The 7,781-nt window shown below is 55.8% G+C and carries 4 protein-coding genes; 1 reads left to right on the top strand and 3 read right to left on the bottom strand.

Annotated elements, in window-relative coordinates:
- Nucleotides 1–453: 453 nt before the first annotated feature.
- The 3 genes from phoH to OGX93_RS09010 form a co-directional block, all read right to left on the bottom strand.
- Nucleotides 454–1,242, bottom strand: coding sequence for a phosphate starvation-inducible protein PhoH (gene phoH, locus OGX93_RS09020; protein ID WP_012132901.1), 789 nt, complete (start codon nt 1,240–1,242; stop codon nt 454–456).
- A gap of 562 nt (nt 1,243–1,804) precedes the next feature.
- Complete coding sequence (putP, locus tag OGX93_RS09015) at nt 1,805–3,313, bottom strand: sodium/proline symporter PutP (RefSeq protein WP_024130454.1); 1,509 nt, start codon at nt 3,311–3,313, stop codon at nt 1,805–1,807.
- 157 nt (nt 3,314–3,470) lie between these two features.
- Entirely contained in the window at nt 3,471–3,737 is a 267-nt protein-coding gene (locus tag OGX93_RS09010; protein WP_123907508.1) for a hypothetical protein, read from the bottom strand.
- On the opposite strand from OGX93_RS09010, the gene putA reads away from it, so the two are divergent.
- The gene (gene putA, locus OGX93_RS09005) at nt 3,736–7,698 is read left to right on the top strand and encodes a trifunctional transcriptional regulator/proline dehydrogenase/L-glutamate gamma-semialdehyde dehydrogenase (protein WP_286449102.1); all 3,963 of its coding nucleotides are present in this window, start codon (nt 3,736–3,738) and stop codon (nt 7,696–7,698) included. The two genes, OGX93_RS09010 and putA, sit on opposite strands and share 2 nt — an antisense overlap.
- The last annotated feature ends 83 nt before the right edge of the window (nt 7,699–7,781 follow it).

Below are 7,781 nucleotides of genomic sequence, written 5' to 3'. Positions count from 1 at the left end.
CCAGTTGGACAGACCGCGAACGCAGAGAGCGGGCTGCCCGCAGGGCGAGCGAAGCGAGTCAATCCCCCCCTCACCGCCATCTTCAGAAAAAGAGCTCGTACGAAAGTACGGGCTTTTTTTTCGCATATTGCACGTGCTATCCGGCTGACAAGAGCACCGTAGGCCCGGTAAGCGTTAGCGCCACCGGGCGCTCGCACATCGCCGGATGGCGGCGCAAGCGCCTTATCCGGCTGACAAGAACACCCCAGGACCGGTAAGCGTTAGCGCCACCGGGCGCTCGCACATCGCCGGATGGCGGCGCAAGCGCCTTATCCGGCCTACAAAAACACCCCAGGACCGGTAAGCGTTAGCGCTACCGGGCGCCTGCACATCGCCGGATGGCAGCGCAAGCGCCTTATCCGGCCTACAAAAAAACAAAGCCCGGTTTCCCGGGCTATGAGATCTGACGACGCTTCAGTTATAGGCATGAAGGGTTCGTTGGCACAATGCCGAACGCACGCAGTCGTCTTTATGGAAACGGACAATACCTATCATCTCATCTTCTTCAAAGCGAGCTAACGCATCACTTAACCCTGATTGAACATGAGCCGGTAAATCGCACTGGGTAATGTCGCCATTTACGATAACCGTCACGTTCTCCCCGAGGCGCGTTAAGAACATCTTCATTTGCGCAGCAGTCACATTCTGAGCCTCGTCAAGAATGACGACTGCATTTTCAAATGTACGTCCGCGCATATAGGCGAACGGCGCGATTTCCACCTTACCAATCTCAGGCCGCAGGCAGTATTGCATAAAAGATGCGCCCAGGCGTTTCACCAGCACGTCATAGACGGGCCGGAAATAAGGCGCGAACTTCTCGGATATATCGCCTGGTAAGAAGCCGAGATCTTCATCGGCCTGTAAAACCGGACGGGTAACAATAATCCTGTCTACATCTTTATGTATCAGGGCCTCTGCTGCTTTTGCCGCACTGATCCAGGTTTTTCCACACCCGGCTTCGCCAGTGGCGAAGATCAGTTGTTTACTCTCGATAGCATTCAGGTAGTGCTCCTGAGCCTCATTTCGCGCTACGATTGGTGTGGCGTCACGGCTATCACGCGCCATGCCTATCGCTTCTACGCCGCTCATCTGCACAAGCGAGGTGACCGATTCTTCTTCACGTTGTTTGTGGCTACGCGAATCCCGTCTCAGCACACGTTTTGCTTCACGACGAGCTTTGATCACTGCTTTTTGTCTTCCCATGGATAGCACCTTGAGTTGTTGGTATACATCACACGCGCCGTTGGCGGCACGATTATGCGCACAAACATCTGAGGGTTGGCTTCCTTGTAAGCCATTGCTTGCTTTTTGAAAAGACGCCCTACACGGCTACGCGCACCGAATACGGCGTCAGTAACAGGGATAAAAAGAGGAAGTGAGAGGAATTTAGCGGTGACGACAGGGCTACCGGAGGAGAGGCATCCGCATAAGTTATTGCTGTTACTGCGAAAAACGTGTCCAGTACAGGACCTTACCATTCGCGATCTCCATAGTGAAAAGTGTCATCACTGCCGGGAACTACCGCTATTACGTATTAGTACAACATAATTTATCATTAATGCAACAACATATTTACCATGCATTAACTAAAGTTCCCCTTTGCACTGGCAATAGTCTCTTACAGAGATATTACAAAATTATTTCACCTGAACGCTCATAGTAAAAATTAATACTTTCATTCATCGACATACAGAGAAACACGCCACAATTCTGAATAAAAAGCCCGCGCATGGCGGGCTATGAAAGTAAACGGGCAGCGGTCAGATTACTCTGCCTGTAAACGCGACGGCGGTGCGGAGTGGTAATACGCATCCGCTTTCGCAAAACGTTCTTGCATAGCCGACGACGGCGCTTTACCCAGCAGGCTAAAGACCACAATCCCGATGCTGCCGAAGATGAAGCCAGGGATGATTTCGTACAGATCCAGCCAGCCAAACTGTTTCCAGACAATAACCGTCAGCGCCCCGATAACCATTCCGGCCAGCGCGCCGTTACGGGTCATACGCGACCACATCACCGAGAACAGCACGACCGGGCCAAACGCCGCGCCGAAGCCCGCCCACGCATAGCTCACCAGACCGAGCACGCGGTTTTCAGGGTTAGCAGCCAGCGCGATAGACACCAGCGCAACCACCAGCACCATAATGCGCCCTACCCATACCAGCTCTTTCTGGCTCGCACCTTTACGCAAGAAGGCTTTATACAAATCTTCGGTAATCGCGCTGGAGCACACCAGCAGCTGGCAGCTTAACGTCGACATCACCGCCGCGAGAATAGCGGACAGCAGAATACCGGCAATCCACGGGTTGAACAGGATTTGCGCCAGTTCAATGAACACGCGTTCCGAGTTCTGATTCACCGCTCCGGCCAGTGCCGGGTTATTGTTAAAGTAAGCAATGCCGAAGAAGCCGACAGCCACCGCCCCCGCCAGACACAGGATCATCCAGCTCATACTGATGCGACGCGCGTGCACGATGCTGTGATGAGAATCCGCCGCCATAAAGCGCGCCAGAATATGCGGTTGACCAAAGTAGCCCAGCCCCCAGCCCATCAGGGAGATAATGGCGACAAAGTTCAGCCCCTTGAGCATATCCACATTCTCAATGCTCTTTTGTTTGATCACTTCCAGGGAGTCACCAAAACCGCCGACGCTGATGATCACCATAACAGGCGTCAGAATCAGGGCGAAAATCATCAGGCTGGCCTGGACGGTGTCTGTCCAGCTCACGGCCAGGAAGCCGCCAATAAAGGTGTAGATAATGGTGGCCGCCGCCCCCGCCCACAGCGCGGTTTCATAGCTCATGCCAAAGGTGCTTTCAAACAGACGCGCCCCTGCCACAATCCCCGATGCGCAATAAATGGTGAAAAACAGCAGGATAACCAGGGCAGAGATAATGCGCAGAACGCGACTTTTATCTTCAAAGCGCCCGGTAAAATAATCCGGCAGAGTCAGGGCGTTATCATTAAATTCAGTGTGGACGCGTAAACGTCCCGCCACCAGTTTCCAGTTAATCCATGCCCCTAACGTCAGACCAATCGCGATCCAGCTTTCAGAAATCCCCGACAGGAAAATCGCCCCCGGCAGACCCATCAGCAGCCAGCCGCTCATATCAGATGCGCCAGCGGATAATGCCGTCACAAACGGCCCAAGGCTGCGGCCGCCGAGAATATAGTCATCAAAGTTTTTGGTCGAACGCCATGCAATAAACCCTATCAATATCATGCCAAAGATATAGACACAAAACGTCACCAACATCGGTGTGCTAATAGCCATCAAAAGTCTCCAGATTTTATGTGCCGGCAATAATAAGAGCTGCCGTTTTATACCCTGCCGGAACGTGGCAATGGTGTTTATGTTTACCAGGGCGACCGTATCCTGCCGGAAGCGGTGGTCATTCACAATCGATTTAACACATCATTTACATCAAATTTTATTCGGGTGGGATACTATTTTTCTCCAGGTTGCACTCTCTCACATTTTTTAAGGTTGCACCTTTCAAAAGTGTTAACTGCCGCAGAGAAAAAGATTTGGTTATTGTTTTTATCCCATCCAGAAGCGTCTCTTCTTTTAACATTTCATTCATTTTTAAGCTTGCAAGGCAGGTCACATTTAACGAGGTTGCACAAAGTTGCAACATGGTGGATATTTCTCGATAACTATCAGCAGCACATATCAGAACAACAGGAGTAGACGGCATGGGAACCACCACGATGGGGGTTAAGCTGGACGACGCGACGCGCGAACGTATTAAAACAGCAGCAACACGAATTGATCGCACCCCACACTGGCTGATCAAACAGGCAATCTTTAATTATCTGGAAAAACTGGAAAGCGACGAGGCGTTACCGGAGTTGCCCGCCCTGCTGGCTGGCGCCGCCAATGAAGGCGATGAGTCAACCGCACAGCAGGAAGAAAACCACCAGCCTTTCCTTGAGTTTGCCGAGCAGATCCTGCCTCAGTCGGTCTCCCGCGCCGCGATTACCGCAGCTTACCGTCGCGCCGAAACCGATGCGGTGCCGATGTTAATGGAGCAGGCGCGTCTGCCGCAGCCGGTGGCTGAGCAGGCCCACAAGCTGGCCTATCAACTGGCGGAGAAACTGCGTAACCAGAAAACGGCCAGCGGTCGCGCCGGGATGGTGCAGGGACTGTTGCAGGAGTTCTCCCTCTCCTCGCAGGAAGGCGTCGCGCTGATGTGCCTTGCGGAAGCGCTGCTGCGTATCCCGGATAAAGCGACGCGTGACGCGCTCATCCGCGACAAAATCAGCAACGGCAACTGGCAGTCGCATATTGGCCGCAGCCCGTCGCTGTTTGTTAATGCCGCCACCTGGGGTCTGTTGTTTACCGGCAAGCTGGTCTCTACCCACAACGAAGCCAGTCTCTCTCGTTCGCTGAACCGGATTATCGGTAAGAGCGGCGAGCCGCTGATCCGCAAAGGCGTGGACATGGCAATGCGCCTGATGGGCGAGCAGTTCGTCACCGGCGAAACCATCGCCGAAGCGCTGGCGAATGCGCGTAAGCTGGAAGACAAGGGCTTCCGCTACTCCTACGATATGTTAGGCGAAGCGGCGCTGACCGCCGCCGATGCGCAGGCTTATATGGTTTCGTATCAGCAGGCTATTCACGCCATTGGCAAAGCGTCTAACGGACGCGGAATTTATGAAGGGCCGGGGATCTCCATCAAGCTTTCCGCCCTGCACCCACGCTACAGCCGCGCGCAGTATGACCGCGTGATGGAGGAGCTGTATCCGCGCCTGAAATCACTGACGCTGCTGGCGCGTCAGTATGATATCGGCATCAACATCGACGCCGAAGAAGCTGACCGTCTGGAAATCTCCCTCGACCTGCTGGAAAAACTTTGTTTTGAGCCGGAACTGGCTGGCTGGAACGGCATCGGTTTCGTGATTCAGGCTTATCAGAAACGCTGCCCGTTTGTGATTGATTATCTGATCGATCTCGCCACGCGTAGCCGTCGTCGCCTGATGATCCGCCTGGTGAAAGGCGCATACTGGGACAGTGAAATCAAACGCGCCCAAATGGACGGACTGGAGGGATACCCGGTTTACACCCGCAAGGTCTATACCGACGTGTCTTATCTGGCCTGCGCGAAAAAACTGCTCGCCGTACCGAATCTGATTTACCCGCAGTTTGCGACCCATAACGCCCATACTCTGGCGGCGATTTATCAACTGGCGGGGCAGAACTACTATCCGGGCCAGTATGAATTCCAGTGTCTGCACGGCATGGGCGAACCGCTGTACGAGCAGGTCACCGGTAAAGTGGCGGATGGCAAACTCAACCGTCCGTGTCGTATTTATGCCCCGGTCGGCACGCATGAAACGCTGCTGGCGTATCTGGTGCGCCGCCTGCTGGAAAACGGCGCCAACACCTCCTTCGTTAACCGTATTGCCGACGCCACGCTGCCGCTGGATGAACTGGTCGCCGACCCGGTGGAGGCCGTGGAAAAACTGGCGCAGCAAGAAGGGCAAACCGGCTTGCCGCATCCGAAAATCCCGCTGCCTCACGACCTCTACGGACAAGGCCGGGAAAACTCCGGCGGGTTAGATCTGGCGAACGAACACCGTCTGGCTTCCCTCTCCTCCGCCCTGTTGAACAATGCGCTGCAAAAATGGCAGGCCAAACCGATGCTGGAACAGCCAGTCGCTGACGGAGAGATGACGCCGGTGATCAACCCGGCAGAGCCGAAAGACATCGTCGGCTACGTGCGCGAAGCCAGCGCTGCGGACGTTGAACAAGCGCTGCAAAACGCGGTTAACAACGCCCCTATCTGGTTTGCCACGCCACCGCAGGAACGCGCCGCCATCCTGCAACGCGCAGCGGTATTAATGGAAGGCCAAATGCAGCAGCTGATTGGCATTCTGGTTCGTGAAGCCGGGAAAACCTTCAGTAATGCCATTGCAGAAGTACGCGAAGCGGTGGATTTCCTCCACTACTACGCCGGGCAGGTACGCGATGACTTTGATAACGAAACGCATCGTCCTTTAGGCCCGGTCGTCTGTATCAGCCCGTGGAACTTCCCGCTGGCCATCTTCACCGGACAAATTGCCGCTGCGCTGGCGGCGGGCAACAGCGTCCTGGCGAAACCGGCGGAACAAACGCCGCTGATTGCCGCCCAGGGCATCGCCATCTTACTGGAAGCCGGTGTTCCGCCGGGCGTAGTGCAGTTGCTGCCCGGCCAGGGGGAAACCGTTGGGGCGCAGTTAACCTCCGACGAGCGCGTACGCGGCGTGATGTTTACCGGCTCGACCGAAGTCGCCAGCTTATTGCAGCGTAACATCGCCACCCGTCTGGATGCGCAGGGTCGCCCGATTCCGCTGATTGCGGAAACCGGCGGGATGAACGCCATGATCGTGGACTCCTCCGCCCTTACCGAACAGGTGGTTGTGGATGTGCTGGCATCTGCGTTTGACAGCGCCGGGCAGCGCTGCTCGGCGCTGCGCATACTGTGCTTGCAGGATGATATCGCCGACCACACCCTGAAAATGCTGCGCGGGGCAATGGCGGAATGCCGCATGGGTAATCCGGGCCGTCTGACCACCGACATTGGCCCGGTTATCGATAACGAAGCCAAAACCAATATCGAGCGCCATATTCAGGCGATGCGTACGAAAGGTCGTCCGGTATTCCAGGCCGTACGTGAGAACAGCGATGATGCGCGCGAATGGCAAAGCGGCACCTTTGTTCCGCCAACGCTGATTGAGCTGGAAAGTTTTGATGAGCTGCAAAAAGAGATCTTCGGGCCGGTGCTGCATGTGGTGCGTTACACGCGCAACCACCTTCCCGAACTGATTGCGCAGATCAACGCCTCCGGCTACGGTCTGACGCTGGGCGTACATACCCGAATTGACGAGACCATTGCACAGGTCACCGGTTCAGCGCACGCAGGCAACCTGTACGTCAACCGTAATATGGTCGGCGCGGTCGTGGGCGTCCAGCCATTCGGCGGCGAAGGCTTGTCCGGCACCGGGCCGAAAGCGGGCGGTCCGCTCTATCTCTACCGTCTGTTGGCAAATCGCCCGGAAAACGCGCTGGGCATTACGCTTGCCCGTCAGGATGCGGACTACCCGGTAGATGCCCAGCTTAAAGCCGCGCTGACTCAGCCGCTTGACGCGCTGACCGGGTGGGCGGCGGATCGCCCGGCTTTGCATACGCTTTGTCAGCAGTTTAGCGAGCTGGCGCAGGCCGGAACCCAGCGTTTGCTGCCTGGCCCTACCGGTGAGCGCAATACCTGGACGTTACTGCCGCGTGAACGCGTATTGTGTCTGGCTGATGACGAGCAGGACGCTCTGGTGCAGGTCGCCGCCGTGACAGCGGTCGGGAGTCTGATTTTGTGGCCGGACGATGCCTTCCATCGCGAACTGGCGAAGCGCCTGCCCACAGCGGTTTGTGAACGTATTCAGTTTGCGAAAGCGGACTCGCTGACTTCGCAGCCGTTCGATGCGGTGATCTTCCACGGCGATTCCGATCAGCTACGGGCGCTGTGCGAGGCGGTAGCCGCCCGTGACGGCGCGATCGTGTCGGTACAGGGCTTTGCCCGTGGTGAAACCAATATCCTGCTGGAGCGTCTGTATATCGAACGCTCGCTCAGCGTTAACACCGCTGCGGCAGGTGGTAACGCCAGCCTGATGACAATTGGTTAAGGCTGTGGTTAATTAAGGCTTTGGAAAATGCCCGGTGGCGCTACGGCTCACCGGGCCTACAAAACACATTTGTAGGCCGGATC

The organism is Citrobacter sp. CK195 (assembly GCF_030333365.1).
GTDB lineage: Bacteria > Pseudomonadota > Gammaproteobacteria > Enterobacterales > Enterobacteriaceae > Citrobacter_B > Citrobacter_B koseri.
Note: the sequence above shows the minus strand (reverse complement) of the source record. Positions and strands in the feature narration are given on the sequence as shown.

What these genes read in the sequence shown, in the direction of transcription:
- putA (WP_286449102.1), top strand. Translation starts at nt 3,736, where the DNA reads ATGGGAACCACCACGATGGGGGTTAAGCTGGACGACGCGACGCGCGAA.
- OGX93_RS09010 (WP_123907508.1), bottom strand. Translation starts at nt 3,737, where the DNA reads ATGCCGTCTACTCCTGTTGTTCTGATATGTGCTGCTGATAGTTATCGA.
- phoH (WP_012132901.1), bottom strand. Translation starts at nt 1,242, where the DNA reads ATGGGAAGACAAAAAGCAGTGATCAAAGCTCGTCGTGAAGCAAAACGT.
- putP (WP_024130454.1), bottom strand. Translation starts at nt 3,313, where the DNA reads ATGGCTATTAGCACACCGATGTTGGTGACGTTTTGTGTCTATATCTTT.